The organism is Vibrio sp. 99-8-1 (assembly GCF_013114595.1).
Taxonomy (GTDB): domain Bacteria; phylum Pseudomonadota; class Gammaproteobacteria; order Enterobacterales; family Vibrionaceae; genus Vibrio.
The window spans coordinates 56,796-75,025 of sequence record NZ_VTXE01000008.1; the positions used below are offsets into that span (position 1 = coordinate 56,796).

Below are 18,230 nucleotides of genomic sequence, written 5' to 3' on the forward strand. Positions count from 1 at the left end.
TTTCATAAAAGAATAGCAAGGTTATGAGACAACAATATTTCATTGTTTTTTAATAAGTTACTACATAAAGCAACTTACCCTGTTGTCGAGGTAGTTCCTCAAACAAACGTCTCTTGTAACTGCTCTAACAATGTTCTCTGTTTATCACTTAGCTGAGTAGGGGTAACCACCTTTATTTTGATTAACAGATCCCCTGTTTCACCTTTTCGGCTGGTCACGCCTTTTCCTGAGACCTTAAACTTGCGTCCGGTTTGTGTTCCAGCCGGAATTTTAAGTTTAAAACGATTATCTAACGCCTGAACATCGATCTGTCCACCGAGTGCCGCGGTAGCAACATTAATCTCTGTATGGCAAATTAAATCATTCTCATCACGCTCTAAATACGCATGAGTTCGAACAACAATTTTGATGAACATACTACCCGCAGGGCCACCGTTTCTACCTGGACCACCCTTACCTGAAAAGCGAATTTTCTCGCCATCTTTAATGCCTTTAGGGATTTTGACATTGATCTTTTTCTGCTCACCATTTATAGGTAATTCAACCACCTTTTCGGCGCCTTGAATCGCATCAATAAAATCGACCGTCACAGAGAACTCGACATCTTGACCTTTTTGTGGTCGTGCTTGACGTCCTCTACCCTGCGAAAACATATCATCAAAACCACCAAAGCCTGAGCCGCCAAACCCTTGCCCACGTTGTCTAAATGCGTCACCAAATATATCTTCAAAACCGCCGCCAAATCCTTGTGAACGACCTTGTCCACCAAAACCGGAATTTTCAAATCCGGCGTGACCAAACTGATCGTATTGACGACGTTTTTCAGCATCTGTCAGAACTTCATAGGCTTCTTTTACTTCTTTAAAGTTTGCTTCCGCCGTTGCATCACCCGGGTTTTTATCTGGATGGTATTTCATCGCCAATTTTTTGTAGGCTTTTTTAATCTCTTTTTCTGAGGCATCTTTGGAGACACCGAGCACGCTGTAAAAGTCGCGTTTAGACATGCAAATACCTCACACACTATAAACTGATATCAGAGCACTATTTTTGCCCCGCATTTTGCAGTAGAAGTGTATGGATTTATCTTGATAACACAACTATTAGTTTCAGCAATCTTATCGCGGTACTTGTTCCCTACTTCTGCTCAGTGTTACTGAACCTTGCCGTAGATTGACGATAGTTTCACATTCGAGTTCTGTTCAGAAGCAAATAAACTCTCGCTAAACAAGCATCTAGAGGTCACTTAGGTACAGAATATGATACATTAAACCATCTCATTCCAATTGACTCTTCCGTATGAAAACGTCAAAACAAGACAAAATTGATAAAATAAAAGAGACATTTATTCAAGTTGGTCAAAGAAAAGAGCTCACAGAAATATCGATTTATGATATTGCTTTCGAAGGAAAAATGTCACCTTCGACCATTTATCATTACTTTCCTAACATGAATGCGCTCATACTGAATTATTTAGATGATATTTTTGACAGTTTTACGCGAATCGTAAAAACCTGTGCGAATGACATTAAGGTCACACACTGGAAAGATTTGAATCGCCAAATACAGACGTCACTATCAGATTATTGTGATGAAAATATATTGGTTATGAAGATTCTTTATACCTATCACTCTTATCATTCTGTCCGGGAAATGATAGTCGAAAAGGATAATAGTTTAGGAGAAGAGATCGAGAAACTCTATCGTCAGTACTTTAATTTACCTCCAATTCCAAAGCATTTTAATATTTTTGTGATTGCTCTCGAAGCAAGCGATAGCGTGTACTTTTCACGAAACGCAGGGCTTGAAAACGAATCGATCAATAAAGAGGCCATCATCGTTGCCGAGTCCTACCTGTCTCACTACCTACCGGACTATCTTGAATTGCTGGAACAATAAAAAAGGGCATATAAAATGCCCAAAGGTCGAATTGTAATCGTTAAATAAGTTTCACTTTATGTTGTGAAACAATCACCAAGTTGGGCATTGTTCTGCTTATTTAACAAAATGAAAAACTCTATTTAAGCCTTGTATCCAAGAATTGGCGTAGTTGCCCTTCCGTATACTGACTCAACGTACTATCCGCTTTACGCAACCTTGGATAAAGTAGCCAAGTCAACAAACCACGCTGTGTATGAAGACGGTTTTCTGCCTCCTGAAACACAATCGATCGTGTTGGGTGGTCCATCACTTCACTGGTGATTTCAACATCACGGTTGGCAGGCAAACAGTGCAATGCTTTGCAGTGATCCGGAGCGTTATTCAGCATAGACATATTTAGCTGATAGCGAGGCATAAACGCTTCCATACGATCCTCTTCTTCGTCTTCATAACCATAGTAGGTCCAAACATCAGGAATAATATAATCCGCGTCCTTGATCGCGTCTTCAACGTCGTCTGTCACCACTAGCGTGCCGCCAGATACTTCCATCTTATCTCGGATTTTTTTCTGCTCTTGCTCAGACATGGAATAACGCTTAGGTGATGCCACGGTATATCGTAATCCGAGTGTCGCGCACATATGCCCAGTCTCTTTGCTCATGATCCCGGTATCTTCACGAGAATCACCAACGAAAACAACATGCATATCTTTTAGCTCTTTACCTTCGGGAAGATGTTCAATCATGGTAAAGAAATCACAAATACCTTGAGTTGGGTGGTTGTAATACGTCATAGCATTAAACACTGGTACGGTAGCGTGTTCAGCTAGATTTAATAAGGTTTCATGTTCTTTACTTCTAAACATGATCCCGTGACACATGCTTGACAATATCTTGGCCGTATCTTTAATCGCTTCGTGAGAACCAAAATGAATTTCACCCGGTTTCAAATACAGTGCATGTCCTCCCAAATCAGTCATTGCGGTTTCAAACGACACTCGAGTACGGGTTGATGGCTCTTCAAAAATCATCGCTAACGATGTGCCTTTTAGTATTTGAGGTACCGCCCCTTGCATATCCGCTTCTTTCAACATTCGAATCGTTTCGAACAGATCCAGCATTTGTTGTTTTTCCAGATCAATCGTATCAAGCAGATGAGTTACTGGTCCTGTGGTTCTGGTCTTGGCATGCATATCAATTTCCTTAACTATTTTTTTAAGCATTTATCGTTCACCAAAATGTTAAGTGTGGCTGATACAAAAAAACCGATACTGTTTCAAATATCGACGTTCTACGCTTCACACAACCGTTAAATGTGAATAATCGCACACAAGTACACCAGCAGAAGGCATGCCGATCGATAAACAATACAGATCACAGTTTTACCCACTATTTGGCGCTGTAGTAATAGGGCAAAAATTAACCCATAACGAGTAAGGTAAAAGCACAGCTTAACTACTCAGTTGTCAAAAAGAAGGTGAAATATGTCTAGAAAACTTAACTCAGTTCCTCAGCTAGATGGCTATAGAATGCCCGGTGAACATGAGCCACAAGAAGCAATATGGATTGCATGGCCAGAGCGAACTGACAGTTGGCAATGGGGGGCAAAACCGGCCCAAAGTGCCTTCGTTGAAGTAGCAACAGCCATTGCCCAAGAGACGCCCGTGAATATGGTTGTCTCCTATAATCAATATGAAAATGCTCGACAGCAACTGCCCGCTGACATCCGACTTGTAGAGATGACGACTAATGATTCCTGGATGCGAGATATGGGACCAACCTATGTAACAAACAACAATGGTTCTCGACGTGGTATCGACTGGGAGTTCAACGCTTGGGGTGGCTTGTTGGATGGTCTTTACTTCCCTTGGGATGCTGATGACGCCGTGGCGAGCAAAGTGACTGAATTTCACAATGATGACAGATACCGAGCACCACTTGTGCTTGAGGGTGGCTCTATTCATGTTGATGGAGAAGGGACGGTATTTACCACCGAAGAGTGTCTACTCGATCCAAGTCGTAATCCAGACCTAAGCAAACAAGACATAGAGACCCACCTCAAACAGTATCTCAATGCGAGCAAGGTCATTTGGTTACCTCGTGGTTTGTATAACGACATAGATACTAATGGCCATATTGATAATCTTATTCATATTGCTCGCCCCGGAGAAGTGGTACTCTCATGGACAGAAGACAAAAACGACCCACAGTACGAGATTTCTCAAGAGGCGTTTAAAATCCTTGATAACGAAACCGATGCCAAAGGCCGTAAGCTAAAAATATACAAGTTGGACATACCAGGCCCACTGCACATCACAGAAGCAGAAGCCGATGGTTTTGATGTGTGTGAAGGCATGGAGCGAAGTGCTGGCGAAAGATTAGCAGGCAGTTATGCTAATTTCCTTATTACTAACAATCTCATTGTTTATCCTCTACTTGATGCTGAAAAAGATCCGATAGCAGAAAATACTCTAAAAGAGATATTTCCCGAGCATAAATTGATTGGTGTAAATGCGCGAAACATTCTTCTGGGAGGAGGAAATATTCACTGCATTACTCAACAGGTTCCTGCTATTAAATAATTGCGTTGCACTGCCAATTATTATTCGTTTGGCAGTGTAAACCGAGGTACTTACTATGGAAAATAAAACAAAACTTGGCCTGTCCAGCATCATCTTTTTCGTCCTGTCGGGTCTTATTGGTATTGATGGATTAGCACCGGCAGCGAGTGTAGGCCCATCTGTTTTTGGTTGGTGGTTACTTATCATCCTTTTGTTCGTCATCCCTTATGTTTTTATTGTATGCGAACTTAGTTCAGCGTTCCCCGGAGAAGGTGGAATTTATGAATGGACATTGCGTGGCATGGGTTCAAAAAATGCTGCCCGAGTAAGTTGGTATTATTGGATAAACGTTCCCTTCTGGATACCTTCTGTTTACTTAATTTGTGGTGGCATGCTATCTGAGCTTTTCTGGCCTGATATGAGTATTTGGGGAATGATAGCGATTGCTATCGTCATGGTTTGGGCAACGGTTTTTGTTGCCAATGCATCAATGGACACAGGAAAACTTGTTAACACCATTGGCGGCATTTCAAAAGTAGCCATCATGATTGCATTTGCGGTTGGTGGATACATGCTGATCGGCAATGGTAGCGAGCCTGCTGTAGAACTGACGCTAGAAACCATGAAACCGTCAATGGGAGCATCTTTTATTTATGCACCCACATTGATCTATATGTTTTTAGGGGTAGAAACGGTTGCCTGCTTGGGATCCAACATTAAAAACCCCGAGCGTAACTTACCTCTAGGCATATTAATCGCCATTGCCATTATTGTGGTTCTATACTGGTTTGCAACGTCATCAATGATATTAGCAATCCCGCAAGAAGACTTATCGTTAGTTGGTGGGCTAGTACAAACATTACAAATACTATTTGGTCACACTGGCATAGGTAATGTCGTCACGATTACTCTATCACTATTGGCAGTGTTGGGGCTGTTTACCTATATCATCCCTTGGATTATGGCCGCTTCTCGAGCGGCAGTTGAAGCGGCTAACGCACAGGAAATGCCAGCAATATTCGCAGTAACAAACAAAAATGGTTCACCATTTGGTTCCAACATACTTACCGGTGTAATTTCCACTGCCGCGTTAATCATCTACGGTTTTATGGCGGGAAGTGCGGATGATCTATTTTGGTCACTGTTTGCCTTCGCTAACTTCTTACTGTTTATTACTTACTTTTTCTTCTTTATCTCATTTGTTCGCTTAAGAACATTAGAGCCAGAAGCAAAAAGACCGTTTAAAATTCCGGGAGGAAAAGGAGTTGCCTACATCGTAGCCATTATACCCGCGATTTTGCTTCTGTTTGCCTGCTTGCTTTTTGTATTCCCAGACATTCTAACTGGCGTAATAGATTGGCAGTACTCTAGCCCCACTCTTATTGCCATTGTGCTTGCTTTGGTATTAATAGAAATGAGCATTAATAAGCTAAGAAAAGCTCAAGGTGAAGCAATACAAGCCGAGTAATCAAGTCAGATATACCAGCCTAGCTGGTATATCTTTTTTTTAGAGCTCCAGCCGTCGTCTGCGTTCGCTCAGATTTGCCAAAATTACCATCATTTTAGACAGGTGTCCTACAGCTTTCCCATGGTCTTGGTTCTAGCACTTGTTTTAGTAGATCTATAAACCCAGACACTCTGGCAGAACGCTCTTTCTCTGGGCTACTGAGCAGGGCCACTATATCGGCATCGGGAAGGTGATAGTCATCGAGTAATCTAACCAACTCACCGCTGTTTATCTGCGGTAATACGTCCCATTCTGAACGCATAACAATGCCTAAGCCGTCTTTAGCCCACTCTTTTATTACACGGCCTTCATTGCATGCCAATACTGGGTTAATTCGAACCAGATCCTGCTTATCATTGTTATCATTAACAAAAGACCATAGAGTCACATCTTCGTTGTTTTCGCGAAGAGCCAAGCAGTCATGATTGAGCAGTTGCTGGGGAGAGCTAGGTTTACCTCGTTTATTAATATAGTCCGGTGAGGCGCAAATAAAGCGTCTGTTTTTGGCCAGCGTGATCATTTTAAGTGACGAGTCTTTTAGAGCACCGATATAGATCACCACATCCCATTTATGATGATTCGACCACGATGGTTTATCTGATAACTCCAGTTCAACTTTAAGTTGTGGATGCTGCTGCTTGTACTGAGCTAATAAGGGCGCAACATAATCATTACCAAACCCTAGTGGTGCTAACACCCTTAATGTTCCACAGATATGCTGTTTTCTCTCATCCAACTGCTCTTGGAGGTTATCCAACTCCTCTAATATAGGCCTGCCGCGTTCCAGCAACATATGCCCTTCTTCTGTTAGCACCACCGTCCGGGATGGCCTCTGGATAAGAGTCACCGACAACTTTTTCTCTATATGCTTAACTCTAAGGGTCACCGATGGGGGAGTTATATTCAATGCTCGCGCAACATCAGCCAATGTTTTGTGGCTGGCAATGGTTGCGATAAAGCGCAAATCGTCCGTATTAATCATTAAGGTAAAACCTAATCAATAAGTAAATTTAAATTAATATAATGCATAACCAAGTTATTAGATACTTGAGTAAATATAATCCAACGACTCAAGGTTTATCACTATGCACCCAGACTCTCAACATCAAGCAGATTGGCTAACCCGTTATCATCAGTTAGATACGCCATTTCTCTCTATCGACAAAACCATTTTTTTGAACAATCTTGCCATGTTAAAAAACAAGATTGAGCAGCTTGGGTCAACGCTAAGACCACACTTTAAAACGATCCGTGCCTTAGAAGCGGCCAAGTTCGTTCTGTCTGATCACTCTGCGCCTGTAACGGTATCTACCCTTAAAGAAGCCGAAGCTCTGGCCTCTATGGGTTACAACAATTTTCTTTATGCTGTCGGCATTGCCCAAGCTAAATTCCCTCGGGTTAAAGCATTAATAGAGCAAGGTGCAAAAGTCGATATTATTCTTGATAGTGTGGATCAGGCGGTTGCACTTAATAACTTTTGTTCAGAGCAACAGTGCGTAATTTCTGCCCTTATTGAACTCGATTGCGATGGGCATAGAGGCGGTATAAAGGCAAACGATCCAGAATTAATAGAAATAGCGCAGATTTTGCAACAGGGCGCGGCGGAGTTTTTAGGGGTACTCACTCACGCAGGGGAATCCTACCTCTGTTTTGATGACTCTTCATTAAAACAGGCCGCAGCCAATGAAGTGAATCAAGTGTTACTTGCCAAGCAGCAGTTGACCGGAGCGGGCATCCCCTGCCCGGTTACCAGTATTGGCTCTACACCAACGGCTTGTCGCTATCAAGATCTCACTGGAATTAGTGAAGTTCGTGCTGGCGTATACAGCTTTTTTGATCTGGTGATGGCGGGTATCGGCGTATGCCAGCATGACGATATCGCGTTAAGTGTGGCAACAACGGTGATTGGTCACAACAGAGAAAAAGGTTGGTTATTTATAGATGCCGGATGGATGGCTTTGTCATCCGACAGAGGAACAGCCAATCAACCCGTTGACTGTGGCTACGGCTTGATTACCAATCAAGCGGGTGAAGTGATCCCGTCACTATTGGTCGACACCGTCAATCAGGAACACGGCATAATCAAGCATAGAGACGGGGAAAACATCGATTTTTCACAATTCCCAATTGGCAGTCGATTACACATTCTCCCCAACCACGCCTGCGCTACCACGGCTATGCACGATAACTATCAAGTCATTGATAAAGAATCACAAACACATGAAACTTGGGCAAGAATTAAGGGCTGGTAATATGATCTATTTAACCGAATCGCAAACTCAAAAACTGATTAGTCACCAACTTGCCTATCAAGCCATTGAGCAAGCTTTTGTTGCGGCATGCAGCAGTGACTCTACCCTGTTTCCAGTGGTGAACGCAGCTGGCCCACAGCAAGGCTCGATGTTCTCGATGAAGTCAGCTTGTACGTCCACACTGGTAGGCTGGAAAACCGGCAGCTACTGGCCAGAGAATATTAACAAAGGCCTTGCCAACCATGGCACCACCATCTTTCTCTTAAACCCAGAGACTGGAGCTCTGCATGCTATTGTTGAAGCAAACCAAGTAAACGCTTATCGAACCGCAGCAGCCGATGCGGTGGCTGTCAATCACCTAGCTCGACAAGACGCACAAACACTAACGGTTTTTGGCACTGGCCATCAAGCAGAATACGATGTATCAGCAGTATGTGAAGTGCGCAATATAGACAAGGTGTTTGTGGTTGGTCGAAGCAAAGAGAACAGTGAACGTTTTATTAAAAACCTAGCCAAGAGAGAAATTGAAGCAACAGTTGCCTCTGGTCAGTATGGTACTGAAAATGCCGACATCATTATTACCGCAACCACCGCTTGCCAACCACTCTTTTCAGCAGAATGGGTCAAACAAGGGACTCATATTTCCGCCATGGGAGCAGATAAAGTAGGCAAACATGAGCTACCAAATGCGCTTTATGATCAAGCTGTACTGTTCTGCGATCTAGCAAGTCAGTCGAAGGTGATTGGCGAGTTTCAGCACTCACCTGCAACCTCTTTAACTGAAATTGGTCAGGTGATTAGTAAGGGTGCAGCGGGACGCACATCAGACAAAGAGATCACCATATTTGATAGCTCTGGCATCGCGATTCAAGATCTATTTGTCGCTGACAAGCTGATAGAGCTGATAGAGCTGAGCTCAAGATAAGGATGTTGTTGCACTGCTTGCGTTACTTAACCACTTTTGTAAGTCAATAAAGTGGTCTTTTTCAGCCAGTTTGTGCGTCAATATATTGATATGGTCATAATCCACTAAGTTGCCATTTTGCTTTGAAAGAACAGAAAATTTAGCGTCCGGATGTCGTGTTTCTTGTAAGAATCGAAACACGTCTTCTGCATGGCCAAGACTGAGGTCGCTCACGCCCGTCATATACCAAGTAGGAGGCCAAGTGAGTGATTTAGCCGCGGAATAATAGTTAAAATTATCGACAGGATCGACCCACCTTTTGTTCTTTACCCATGCAACACTCTGCTTGATGAACTTTTTCGTTTCTGGGGCAGCACCAACTCGATAGAATTTTGCATCTAAGTAGCCTTTTTTACTGGCCAAGATAGGCGCTAAGTTGTTCCAAAACAGGCTCACTTTTAATACCCTGTCCATATTCCAGACGGCAACTCGTCTTTTGGTGCCGAAACAGACAATACTAGCGATGCTATTATTGAAGCCTTTCTGACGAATATACGCACTAGAAAAAAGAACCCCTCCCCATGAATGGCAAACAATGTTTATAGGCTGCTCAGTCTGCTTTTGAACATAATTAATCACGGCTGGGATATCATCTGATATGACGTCAAACTGATCGTGATTGCTGTTCTGTTCGATACTAGGTTGACTCATCCCCTTGCCTCTAAAATCAACCACATACACATCGAAACCATGATTGGCTAAATAGTTCGCCAACCCTTTATCATCGTTCTTATAAAAAATAGAACCATCTTCAATGACCCCGTGAAACATCACAACGACTGGCCGGTTATCATCTAACCAGATTCGTTTGATATGTAAGGTGTGATCACTCACCGGCAGATAATGTGACTGCTGAAAAAGTTTCATTTTGACTGTCCATTTCAAAATAGAGTTGATGTTTCTGACTAGGGTCTGTTGTCATACCAGCAACTGGTTAAACCAGTTGTCGTCATGCTCTCAAAATTGCCATCAAATGTAAAATGTTTGTTACTAGAAATGATTGTAATATGAAATATTGATTCATCTTCGACATATGGGATACTAAAGCCCGCATTAGCCGCAATTGCATTAACCCTACGAGATAAGCCGCATTATGAAGAATCGATTAACGGTACGCTCATACAGCAAACAGTCAAACAGTCATTCGCACACCTATCATCAACTGGTGCTGCCCATACAGGGTTCTATCGAGATCGCCATTACTGAAAACACGTCAACCGTATACGATGGCATTATTAGCGTTGGCGATTGTGTCGTGATAAAAGCAAATAATACTCACCGTTTTTGCGCAGATGACCAAGCCAAGTTTATCGTTGCCGATTTAATCGCTCTTCCTAGCAATATAGAGAATGGCCAACACACTCATTTTGCAATTTCTCCGTCTCTTCAGTCATTTATTCAATATGTTGGTGTTCAGTTGGAAAGTCAGATTGATATTGAGGTAGAACAGCTCACCCTTGATCTTTTCCAACAGTTATTGCAACAACAAGAGTTCAATCACCGTACCGACTCTCGTATTGAAAAAGTGATCCAGCTGATTCAGCACGACCTATCGCAATCCTATTCAATCACTCAATTTGCCAAAACAGCCTATTTAAGTACCACGCAGTTTAAGAAGCTGTTTAAACAGAGTACCGGCCTATCATCTATGCAGTACGTAACAAAATTAAGAATGGAAAAAGCAAAAGCACTGTTGATCCATACTGATACGCCCATTCAAATCATAGCTGAACAAGTTGGCTATAATGACTTATCTGCATTTAGCCGCCGATTTTCCATTCATTTCAACCAAGCACCAAGCGCATTTCGAAAATCATAACAAGCACCATAAGCTGCATCTTCTCAAACAATATTAGCGTCTTTTCTGCACAATTTTCATATTCACTTGCTCTTATACTTCCATGACCAATTTGCATCAAAGAGCAAGGATCATGCAATCACAACTTATTTCTAAGCCATCATTTTTCTCTAAACAAACAATGGGCTATTTAGCCATTTTATTAGCGTCCATTTTATGGGGAACAACGGGTACGGTTGCTTCATTTGCGGTAGATGTTTCAGCAAGTTCTATCGCCGCAATAACCACTGGAGGTGGTGGACTATTGTTATTCTTATCTGCTTTACCTCACTACAAAGGTAGCTTAGTCGTATGGCGGAAAAACATTCCGCTGACCCTATTAGCGGTGTTGTGCATCACCTGCTACCCTCTGGCATTCTACACATCAATGCAATTGTCTGGAGTCGCTATCGGGACAGTCGTATCCATTGGTTCCGCGCCAATCGCATCAGCAATAATAGAACGAACAGTAGAGAAAGTACCGTTAACAACACGCTGGATGATGGCATGCATACTGGGCCTTATTGGTGTCACTATGTTATCTATCGCCACACATTTAAACATAGAAGAAACCACAAACCTCAACGCAAAACAAACCCTACAGTCGGTACAAGGTATTGCTTTAGGAATCATCGCGGGTATAACGTACGCGTGCTATTCATGGAGTGCAAAACGTCTAATTAGCAAAGAACTCTGTTCGAAAACGGTCATGGGTGTGCTATTTGGCCTTGCCAGCATGCTGCTGTTACCCATCGCGGTTCAAGATTCCGCTTCCTTCTTATCATCATGGCACAATAGTATGATTGGCCTCTATCTTGCAGTTATACCTATGTTTTTTGGTTATCGCTTGTTTGGTTACGGCCTGAGCCATAGCCGCGTAAGTACAGCCACAACACTCACCCTATTTGAACCCGTCGTCGCCACCATACTATCCATTGTTATTGTTGGAGAAATATTATCCACACAAGCATGGTTTGGGCTAGCACTGATCTTAACCAGTTTATTGGTTATTATGCTGCCTCATAAATGGCTCTCGGCAACAAAAAGTCGATATGGCCGAATAAGCTCAAAACGCAGGATTTCAGCGGACAATACTCGCTGAAACTGCAATAGTGAACTAGCCTAAGTATGTCTATACTCAAGTGACCTCAAAATACAGAACTCAGAGCGACATCAATACGTTCAGTTCAAAAAATAACGTCAGTAATAAAGGAAAGTAACATGATAAGGAAGACGCTAGTGATGAGTGCTTTAACTGTACTTGCGATTAACCCGGTGCACGCAGAGAATGTCGCGATGCCAAAAATGACCAAACAGCAGGTCTACTCAATGTTGAAAAGTGAAATAGAGAATGATACGTCTATAGCGCCTCTGGCTAAGTGTATCTCTAAATCGCCAGATGAAGTTAAAGCCGTTCTTGTTTCGGTACTTGATAAATGCTGGGATCTAGCACCAGAAAAATTCGATCAGTTCACCGATGAGAATGACATGAAAGAGTTTGCTTTATGTTACGAAAGCACAGTCCAGCATTCATTTGGTAGAGATATGAAAGATGTTGAAACGTGTGTAGAACAAACTGAGGGCTAGACGACTCTCAATCCAGACATGAGTTTCAAAAAGTGACGGTTAAAAAAATGCCCAACATGATATCAGTTGGGCATTCTCATTAACGGATGTATGACCTAATTGCAGATTTCCAGTTTAACTCGACTTTGATCCAATACTTCTTTTATATCATCCGGTGGCATTTCATCGGTAAAAAATACCGTTGCTTCGCTTATATGCCCCAATTCAATAGATCCTTTCGGTGTGTATTTAGTGGAATCTAGCGCGACATATACATTTCTTGCCGACTTAATGACACTTTGCGAAATAGCCGTCTCATTTAAGTCATACTCAAGTAACGTACCGTCCTCATCAATAGAGCCTGCGCTGGTTACTAAATAATCAAACCTAAAGTTTTTAATAAAATCTATTGCTTCAGTACCAACAATTCCACCATTCGATGCTCTAATTTTTCCGCTTGGAATAAGAACATCAAAACTTTTATTGCTATGGAGAACATTGGCTACCCGCAATGAGTTTGTTATCACTTGAAGGTTACTTTTTTTCAGCAAATGACTGGCTATAACTTCCGTGGTGGTTCCGATAGTAAGAAATACTGTTGAGTTATCAGGGATCATCTCCGCAATACGCGCACCAATAGCATTTTTCTCTTCTGTTTCAGATACTTTTCGAATTTCATAGTCTAGGTTTACTGTGCTTGATGGTGAGCTAGCACCACCATGGTGACGAACAATAAGACGTTCATCACTTAGCTTTTTAATATCGCGTCGAATGGTTTGGGTAGAAACATCCAATGTTTCTGCTAATTCTTCAACGGTGCAGTAACCTTTATCGATAACTAATTGTAATAACTTGTCTTGTCTTGGATTAGTCATGATAAACCTTATTATTATTTGGCGATATCGACTTCAACTGTCTCTCTGTCTGGAATACCTTCACGCCCGCCTATTTTAGTACATTTAAGAGCCGCTACTGTATTGGAAAAAATCACTGCATCTCGCGTTTCCATATGCTCAGAAACGGCTAATGCAAAAGCTCCGTGGAATACATCACCAGCACCAGTGGTGTCTACAACGTCGACAACCTTGCCTGATTGATGTTTAAGATCCCCGTCTTCCAACCAGTAACATCCCTTTGCGCCGACAGTAACATAAACCTTACCATTTGTCCTTTTTTGAGCAATTTCTAACCCTTTAATTGGGTCTTCTGTCTCAGTAAATCTTGCAAGCCCAGGCTCAGAAAAGGCCACATGGTCTGCTAATTCAACAAGCTTATCAATGGGTTCAGGTGACAAATCAGCATCTAGAACAGAAGGAATAGCGTATTTTTTTGCTTGTTTTAGAGCGTATTCTGCTCCTTCAGGCCATCTAACATCACACAACACTGTAGAATATGTAGAAAAGTCGACAGTTTTCAGCCGCTCGATATCTCTGCTTAGTGATTTGTCTTGATAATTAATGATCATTCTCTCACCTTCATCATCAACCAAAACGGCAGAAAATGCAGAGGAAGCATTAGCAATGCGGATAACATTGTCTACATTCACACCATAATCTGACATCTCTTTTAACATTGTGTCAGCAACCGAGTCGTCACCTACACGGCCAATAAAATCAACAGATTTGCCTAATTTAGCGACCGCTACTGCAGCTGTCGCCGCTGGGCCACCACCTATTTCAAAATAATCCGTCGCAACAAATTTTCCTCCCGTTGTTGGCAGGTTATTTACGCGCTGTACTCGGTCTAAAACGGTGATTCCTACACAAGCTATCGGCATCATTTTCATCTCTTTTATTGATATCTCACGTCTAACTGGCTTTTCTTGTACCATATTTACATAAGATAAGGGCTAAGTTTTCTCACATTATAAGAAAAATGACGGATTTGGTTGGGATTGCAATCACAAAACGACATTTGGTGAGCATAAAACAACATTATGTGACATTGATTACGGTTGTTTTTGTTGAAAAGGTTATAGTTGCGCTAGTTTAAACACATTTAAAAGGAAAAGTTCATGTCAACTATCGGCTTTATCGGTCTTGGTCAAATGGGTAGCCCAATGGCAGCTAATTTAATCAAAGGCGGCCATTCTCTAAAGGTTTATGATATTAGCAAAGAGGCGATTGATGTTTTAGTCAACCTAGGAGCAACAAGTGCCGCTTCACCACAAGCAGCAGCAGAAGGTGCAGACTTTATCGTCACAATGTTGCCAAATGGTGCATTAGTACGTAATACCATTTTTGCGGACAATGGCATCATAAAGGGCATGAGCAAAGACGCGCTGCTTATAGACATGTCGACTATTCACCCTTTTGAAACAGATGCGCTTGTTAAAGATATGACTGCGCAAGGTTTCGCTATGATGGAAGCGCCTGTAGGCCGTACATCTGATCACGCCATTAAAGGCGAACTATTAATCTTGGCAGGCGGAACAAAAGAACAGATCGAAAAAGCACAACCTCTATTCGACTGCATGGGTTCAGAAACCATCGATGCAGGCGGTGCGGGTAAAGGTATACGCGTTAAGATCATCAACAATTACATGAGTATCGCGTTAAATGCATTATCAGCAGAAGCCGCAACCTTAGCGGAAGCAATCGGCTTAGAGTTTGATACTGCACTAGCCGTTATGAATGGTACACCAGCTGGTAAAGGTCACTTTACTACTACATGGCCTGGCAAAGTTCTAGCGGGCGATCTCTCTCCAGCATTTATGGTTGATCTGGCGCATAAAGATCTCGGCATTGCTTTAGATTTAGCCAATCAAGTTCATGTGCCAATGCCTTGTGGCGCGGCATCACGCGAGCTTTATAGTATAACCAAAGCAGCAGGACGTGGCCGACAAGATTGGACGGCTGTTCTGGAACAACTTCGTGTAACGTCAGGGCTTGAAGCAAAGATTAAATAATCCGACGAGGCAAATATAGTGGAATTGACGATCACACCTTGGGGAGCCGTAGAGGGAGAGGAAAAACCTGTCCAACTATTCACTCTGCAAAACAAAAGTGGCATGAAAATGTCAGTGACTAATTTCGGTTGCATTGTTACATCAATAGAAACACCTGATCGCTCAGGCCAATTGGCCGACATCGTTCTTGGCTACGAGTGCTTAGAGAAGTATCTCGCGGGTCATCCCTTCTTTGGTGCAATAGCCGGACGTTTTGCAAACCGCATAAAGGATGGCAAATACCAACTTGATGGAAAAACATTTCAGCTAGAAACCAATGAACCACCCACTGTCCAACATTTACATGGTGGCAGCAAGGGGTTCGATAAGTATGTTTGGCACCACTCAGTTGAACAGACTGATAATGGTGTTTTTGTACACTTCAGTCGAATCTCTCCTGACGGTGAGTCTGGTTATGGTGGTACATTAACGGTCACTCATACCATCGGTTTGGATGAAGATAATCAAGTCCACTATAATTTTAAGGCCACGACAGACAAGCCAACGGTTATCAACCTTGTTAACCATAGCTACTACAACTTAGCTGGACATGATTCCGGACCGGTAGACAAGCATAGTCTGAAACTCTATTCGGATTTTTACACCCCAGTGTCAGATAACATGATCCCTACGGGGGAGATTTTATCGGTTAAAGACTCCGGGCTCGACTTTACTCAGTCAACGGTTATTGCTGAAAACAAACAGCGAGTAGTAAATGGCGCATTTGATCATAACTATCTTCTTCATAAGCGTGAAACTGAAGGTGAATATGCCATGGCAGCTGAGCTATATGAGCCATCATCAGGTCGGCTAATGACCGTACTAACCACACAACCAGCGGTTCAGTTTTATAACGGCTCAAAGCTATCAAATAAGCCGTGGTTTGGAAAAAATGGTTTTAAGTATGAGTCTTGTGGTGGAATGTGTTTGGAAACGCAACATTTTCCTGACAGCCCAAACCAAGCTCACTTCCCGAGTACTCGTCTAAATCCGGGTGACATTTACCAAGAGAAAACAATCCATCGTTTTGACGTTAGATAATCAGTTTCTCATGTTCATCGGCGCTCTTAGCGAGCGCCTTTTTTATCTAATTTATCTTTATTAATAGTGACACAACGATTGTCATTTTATGACATTAACCAGCAAAAATGTCCATTTCTGGAGATTAATGTCATAAAGTGATACTTATCTAACAGAAATGAAACTGTTTGACTGATAATTTCAGTATTAACAGACAATGAGGAAATTTTTTATGAAGTGGATTAACACTCGGTCCCATAACTCTTGGTTAGAAACTGAAACGGATCGTATTTTTGAATTTGGCAGAAATGCTGTCGTAGCAAATGGCTTTGGCTGGATTGGTAACAACGGTCAGGTTCGCGAAGAGATGGGCACACGTCTGTGGATCACCTCACGTATGCTGCACTGTTATTCACTGGCTGCTTTGATGGGTCGTCCGGGCGCCATGGATCTAGTTGAGCACGGTATCGCTGCTCTGGAAGGTCCGATGAAAGATAGTACTCATGGCGGCTGGTTTGCCACCATCGACAACGAAGGCGAAGGCATTATGGATTCGTCTAAACAAGGTTACCAGCACGCATTCTTACTACTTGGCGCTGCCAGTGCTGTAACTACCGGTCACCCTCGTGCTCAAGCTCTTCTAGACGAAGCTATTACGGTTTACGAAAACCACTTCTGGGTAGAAGAAAAGCAGATGTGTTACGAGTCATGGGATCAGGCATTCACTGAAACAGAAGATTACCGTGGCGGTAATATGGCGATGCACTCAGTAGAAGCTTTCCTCATCGTTTACGATGTGACTAAAGATAAGAAATGGCTGGATCGCGCACTGAACATCACAGAGTTTATGATCCACAAAACAGCCAAAGGCCTCAGCTACCGTGTCAACGAGCACTTTGATTCTGACTGGAATCCACTGCCCGATTACAATAAAGAAACACCTGCCAGCCATTTCCGTGCTTACGGCGGTACTCCGGGTCACTGGATCGAGTGGGGACGCCTGATTTGTCACCTACGCGCCACGCTGATGGAAATTGGCGCTGACGCTCCTGAGTGGATGCTGGAAGATGCCAAAGGTTTATTCGATGCAACAGTACGTGATGCATGGTCTGTAGATGGTGCACCAGGATTTGTTTATTCGGTAGATTGGGATGGAAAACCGGTTGTTCGTGAGCGTATCCGTTGGACACCCGTTGAAGCCATCGGTACTGCTTATGCGCTATTTACCGTTACAGGTGACAAAAAATATGAAGAGTTTTATCAAATTTGGTGGGATTACTGCCGCACTTACTTAATTGATTACGAAGGATGTTCATGGTGGCAAGAGCTTGACGTTAACAACCAAGCTGGCACCAGTAAAGTATGGGATGGCAAACAAGACATCTATCACTTAATGCACTGCTTGGTCATTCCTCGTTTGCCACTAACACCAGGGTTAGCACCTGCGCTAGCGGAAGGTTTACTCGATCAAAAGATGCAGTAACCTTAACCTGATAACTTGTCAGACATTAAAGATGATGGTTTAAACACCATCATCTTTTTTTCCCTTAGAACGCTCTGTCCATTGGCTTCTCGTCATTAAAGCCTATTGAGCTGTCGCTGCTCATTTTGCCGCAATGTATTGATGCATCAACAAGCCTTAGCGATTCCGACAAATCATCAATATTCAACAAACTTTTCATGTCCAGTGCTCACAGCG

18 protein-coding genes are annotated in these 18,230 nt (G+C 42.6%); 11 read left to right on the top strand and 7 right to left on the bottom strand.

Annotation, left to right across the window (positions count from 1 at the left end; translation table 11 throughout):
• Window positions 1–98 precede the first annotated feature (98 nt).
• Window positions 99–1,004 carry a DnaJ C-terminal domain-containing protein gene (locus F0227_RS05835; protein ID WP_171752248.1) on the bottom strand — a complete coding sequence of 302 codons (906 nt, stop codon included), beginning with the start codon at window positions 1,002–1,004 and terminating at the stop codon, window positions 99–101.
• 292 nt (window positions 1,005–1,296) lie between these two features.
• Here F0227_RS05835 and F0227_RS05840 point away from each other — a divergent pair, with 292 nt between their 5' ends.
• Window positions 1,297–1,896 carry a TetR/AcrR family transcriptional regulator gene (locus tag F0227_RS05840; RefSeq protein WP_171752249.1) on the top strand — a complete coding sequence of 200 codons (600 nt, stop codon included), beginning with the start codon at window positions 1,297–1,299 and terminating at the stop codon, window positions 1,894–1,896.
• 118 nt (window positions 1,897–2,014) lie between these two features.
• On the opposite strand, the gene argF is transcribed toward F0227_RS05840, so the two are convergent.
• A complete protein-coding gene (argF, locus tag F0227_RS05845) occupies window positions 2,015–3,100 on the bottom strand; it encodes an ornithine carbamoyltransferase (protein WP_216613337.1) in 1,086 nt (361 codons plus the stop codon).
• 261 nt (window positions 3,101–3,361) lie between these two features.
• Here argF and aguA point away from each other — a divergent pair, with 261 nt between their 5' ends.
• Together aguA and F0227_RS05855 are read left to right on the top strand one after the other, a co-directional pair.
• Window positions 3,362–4,459 (top strand): agmatine deiminase, encoded by a 1,098-nt coding sequence (gene aguA, locus F0227_RS05850; RefSeq protein ID WP_171752250.1) that lies wholly within the window; start codon window positions 3,362–3,364, stop codon window positions 4,457–4,459.
• Window positions 4,460–4,514: 55 nt separating this feature from the next.
• Entirely contained in the window at window positions 4,515–5,906 is a 1,392-nt protein-coding gene (locus tag F0227_RS05855; RefSeq protein WP_171752251.1) for an APC family permease, read from the top strand.
• A gap of 94 nt (window positions 5,907–6,000) precedes the next feature.
• Here F0227_RS05855 and F0227_RS05860 read toward each other — a convergent pair whose 3' ends face one another.
• On the bottom strand, window positions 6,001–6,927 hold the full coding sequence (locus F0227_RS05860; protein ID WP_171752252.1) for a LysR substrate-binding domain-containing protein: 927 nt from the start codon (window positions 6,925–6,927) through the stop codon (window positions 6,001–6,003).
• A gap of 103 nt (window positions 6,928–7,030) precedes the next feature.
• Here F0227_RS05860 and F0227_RS05865 point away from each other — a divergent pair, with 103 nt between their 5' ends.
• Window positions 7,031–8,197, top strand: coding sequence for a DSD1 family PLP-dependent enzyme (locus F0227_RS05865; RefSeq protein WP_171752253.1), 1,167 nt, complete (start codon window positions 7,031–7,033; stop codon window positions 8,195–8,197).
• A gap of 1 nt (window position 8,198) precedes the next feature.
• Complete coding sequence (locus F0227_RS05870) at window positions 8,199–9,122, top strand: ornithine cyclodeaminase family protein (protein WP_171752254.1); 924 nt, start codon at window positions 8,199–8,201, stop codon at window positions 9,120–9,122.
• On the opposite strand, the gene F0227_RS05875 is transcribed toward F0227_RS05870, so the two are convergent.
• Complete coding sequence (locus F0227_RS05875) at window positions 9,114–10,028, bottom strand: alpha/beta fold hydrolase (protein ID WP_171752255.1); 915 nt, start codon at window positions 10,026–10,028, stop codon at window positions 9,114–9,116. The genes F0227_RS05870 and F0227_RS05875 overlap by 9 nt on opposite strands.
• Before the next feature lie 226 nt (window positions 10,029–10,254).
• On the opposite strand from F0227_RS05875, the gene F0227_RS05880 reads away from it, so the two are divergent.
• The 3 genes from F0227_RS05880 (at window position 10,255) to F0227_RS05890 (ending at window position 12,585) form a co-directional block, all read left to right on the top strand.
• Window positions 10,255–10,980: an AraC family transcriptional regulator gene (locus tag F0227_RS05880; protein ID WP_171752256.1), complete on the top strand. Its 726-nt coding sequence runs from the start codon at window positions 10,255–10,257 to the stop codon at window positions 10,978–10,980.
• Between the two features lie 112 nt (window positions 10,981–11,092).
• A complete protein-coding gene (locus tag F0227_RS05885; protein WP_171752257.1) occupies window positions 11,093–12,100 on the top strand; it encodes an EamA family transporter in 1,008 nt (335 codons plus the stop codon).
• 119 nt (window positions 12,101–12,219) lie between these two features.
• Window positions 12,220–12,585 (top strand): hypothetical protein, encoded by a 366-nt coding sequence (locus F0227_RS05890; RefSeq protein ID WP_171752258.1) that lies wholly within the window; start codon window positions 12,220–12,222, stop codon window positions 12,583–12,585.
• Between the two features lie 95 nt (window positions 12,586–12,680).
• Here the strand turns inward: F0227_RS05890 and F0227_RS05895 are convergent, their stop codons facing one another.
• Window positions 12,681–13,439 (bottom strand): DeoR/GlpR family DNA-binding transcription regulator, encoded by a 759-nt coding sequence (locus F0227_RS05895; RefSeq protein ID WP_171752259.1) that lies wholly within the window; start codon window positions 13,437–13,439, stop codon window positions 12,681–12,683.
• Window positions 13,440–13,453: 14 nt separating this feature from the next.
• Window positions 13,454–14,344, bottom strand: coding sequence for a PfkB family carbohydrate kinase (locus tag F0227_RS05900; RefSeq protein WP_171752260.1), 891 nt, complete (start codon window positions 14,342–14,344; stop codon window positions 13,454–13,456).
• A 234-nt stretch (window positions 14,345–14,578) separates the two neighbouring features.
• Here F0227_RS05900 and yihU point away from each other — a divergent pair, with 234 nt between their 5' ends.
• From yihU to F0227_RS05915, 3 genes are all read left to right on the top strand, one after another.
• On the top strand, window positions 14,579–15,472 hold the full coding sequence (gene yihU, locus F0227_RS05905; protein ID WP_171752261.1) for a sulfolactaldehyde 3-reductase: 894 nt from the start codon (window positions 14,579–14,581) through the stop codon (window positions 15,470–15,472).
• A gap of 18 nt (window positions 15,473–15,490) precedes the next feature.
• Window positions 15,491–16,552: a galactose-1-epimerase gene (locus F0227_RS05910; protein ID WP_171752262.1), complete on the top strand. Its 1,062-nt coding sequence runs from the start codon at window positions 15,491–15,493 to the stop codon at window positions 16,550–16,552.
• A gap of 211 nt (window positions 16,553–16,763) precedes the next feature.
• A complete protein-coding gene (locus F0227_RS05915; RefSeq protein WP_171752263.1) occupies window positions 16,764–18,014 on the top strand; it encodes an AGE family epimerase/isomerase in 1,251 nt (416 codons plus the stop codon).
• 64 nt (window positions 18,015–18,078) lie between these two features.
• Here the strand turns inward: F0227_RS05915 and F0227_RS22020 are convergent, their stop codons facing one another.
• Window positions 18,079–18,213, bottom strand: a complete 135-nt coding sequence (locus F0227_RS22020; protein WP_301338352.1) for a hypothetical protein — start codon at window positions 18,211–18,213, stop codon at window positions 18,079–18,081.
• Window positions 18,214–18,230: the final 17 nt, after the last annotated feature.

What these genes read in the sequence shown, in the direction of transcription:
- F0227_RS05860 (WP_171752252.1), bottom strand. Translation starts at nt 6,927, where the DNA reads ATGATTAATACGGACGATTTGCGCTTTATCGCAACCATTGCCAGCCAC.
- F0227_RS05890 (WP_171752258.1), top strand. Translation starts at nt 12,220, where the DNA reads ATGATAAGGAAGACGCTAGTGATGAGTGCTTTAACTGTACTTGCGATT.
- F0227_RS05875 (WP_171752255.1), bottom strand. Translation starts at nt 10,028, where the DNA reads ATGAAACTTTTTCAGCAGTCACATTATCTGCCGGTGAGTGATCACACC.
- F0227_RS05855 (WP_171752251.1), top strand. Translation starts at nt 4,515, where the DNA reads ATGGAAAATAAAACAAAACTTGGCCTGTCCAGCATCATCTTTTTCGTC.
- F0227_RS05865 (WP_171752253.1), top strand. Translation starts at nt 7,031, where the DNA reads ATGCACCCAGACTCTCAACATCAAGCAGATTGGCTAACCCGTTATCAT.
- F0227_RS05835 (WP_171752248.1), bottom strand. Translation starts at nt 1,004, where the DNA reads ATGTCTAAACGCGACTTTTACAGCGTGCTCGGTGTCTCCAAAGATGCC.
- F0227_RS05840 (WP_171752249.1), top strand. Translation starts at nt 1,297, where the DNA reads ATGAAAACGTCAAAACAAGACAAAATTGATAAAATAAAAGAGACATTT.
- F0227_RS05870 (WP_171752254.1), top strand. Translation starts at nt 8,199, where the DNA reads ATGATCTATTTAACCGAATCGCAAACTCAAAAACTGATTAGTCACCAA.
- yihU (WP_171752261.1), top strand. Translation starts at nt 14,579, where the DNA reads ATGTCAACTATCGGCTTTATCGGTCTTGGTCAAATGGGTAGCCCAATG.
- F0227_RS05885 (WP_171752257.1), top strand. Translation starts at nt 11,093, where the DNA reads ATGCAATCACAACTTATTTCTAAGCCATCATTTTTCTCTAAACAAACA.
- argF (WP_216613337.1), bottom strand. Translation starts at nt 3,100, where the DNA reads ATGCTTAAAAAAATAGTTAAGGAAATTGATATGCATGCCAAGACCAGA.
- F0227_RS05880 (WP_171752256.1), top strand. Translation starts at nt 10,255, where the DNA reads ATGAAGAATCGATTAACGGTACGCTCATACAGCAAACAGTCAAACAGT.
- F0227_RS05895 (WP_171752259.1), bottom strand. Translation starts at nt 13,439, where the DNA reads ATGACTAATCCAAGACAAGACAAGTTATTACAATTAGTTATCGATAAA.
- F0227_RS05915 (WP_171752263.1), top strand. Translation starts at nt 16,764, where the DNA reads ATGAAGTGGATTAACACTCGGTCCCATAACTCTTGGTTAGAAACTGAA.
- aguA (WP_171752250.1), top strand. Translation starts at nt 3,362, where the DNA reads ATGTCTAGAAAACTTAACTCAGTTCCTCAGCTAGATGGCTATAGAATG.
- F0227_RS05900 (WP_171752260.1), bottom strand. Translation starts at nt 14,344, where the DNA reads ATGATGCCGATAGCTTGTGTAGGAATCACCGTTTTAGACCGAGTACAG.
- F0227_RS22020 (WP_301338352.1), bottom strand. Translation starts at nt 18,213, where the DNA reads ATGAAAAGTTTGTTGAATATTGATGATTTGTCGGAATCGCTAAGGCTT.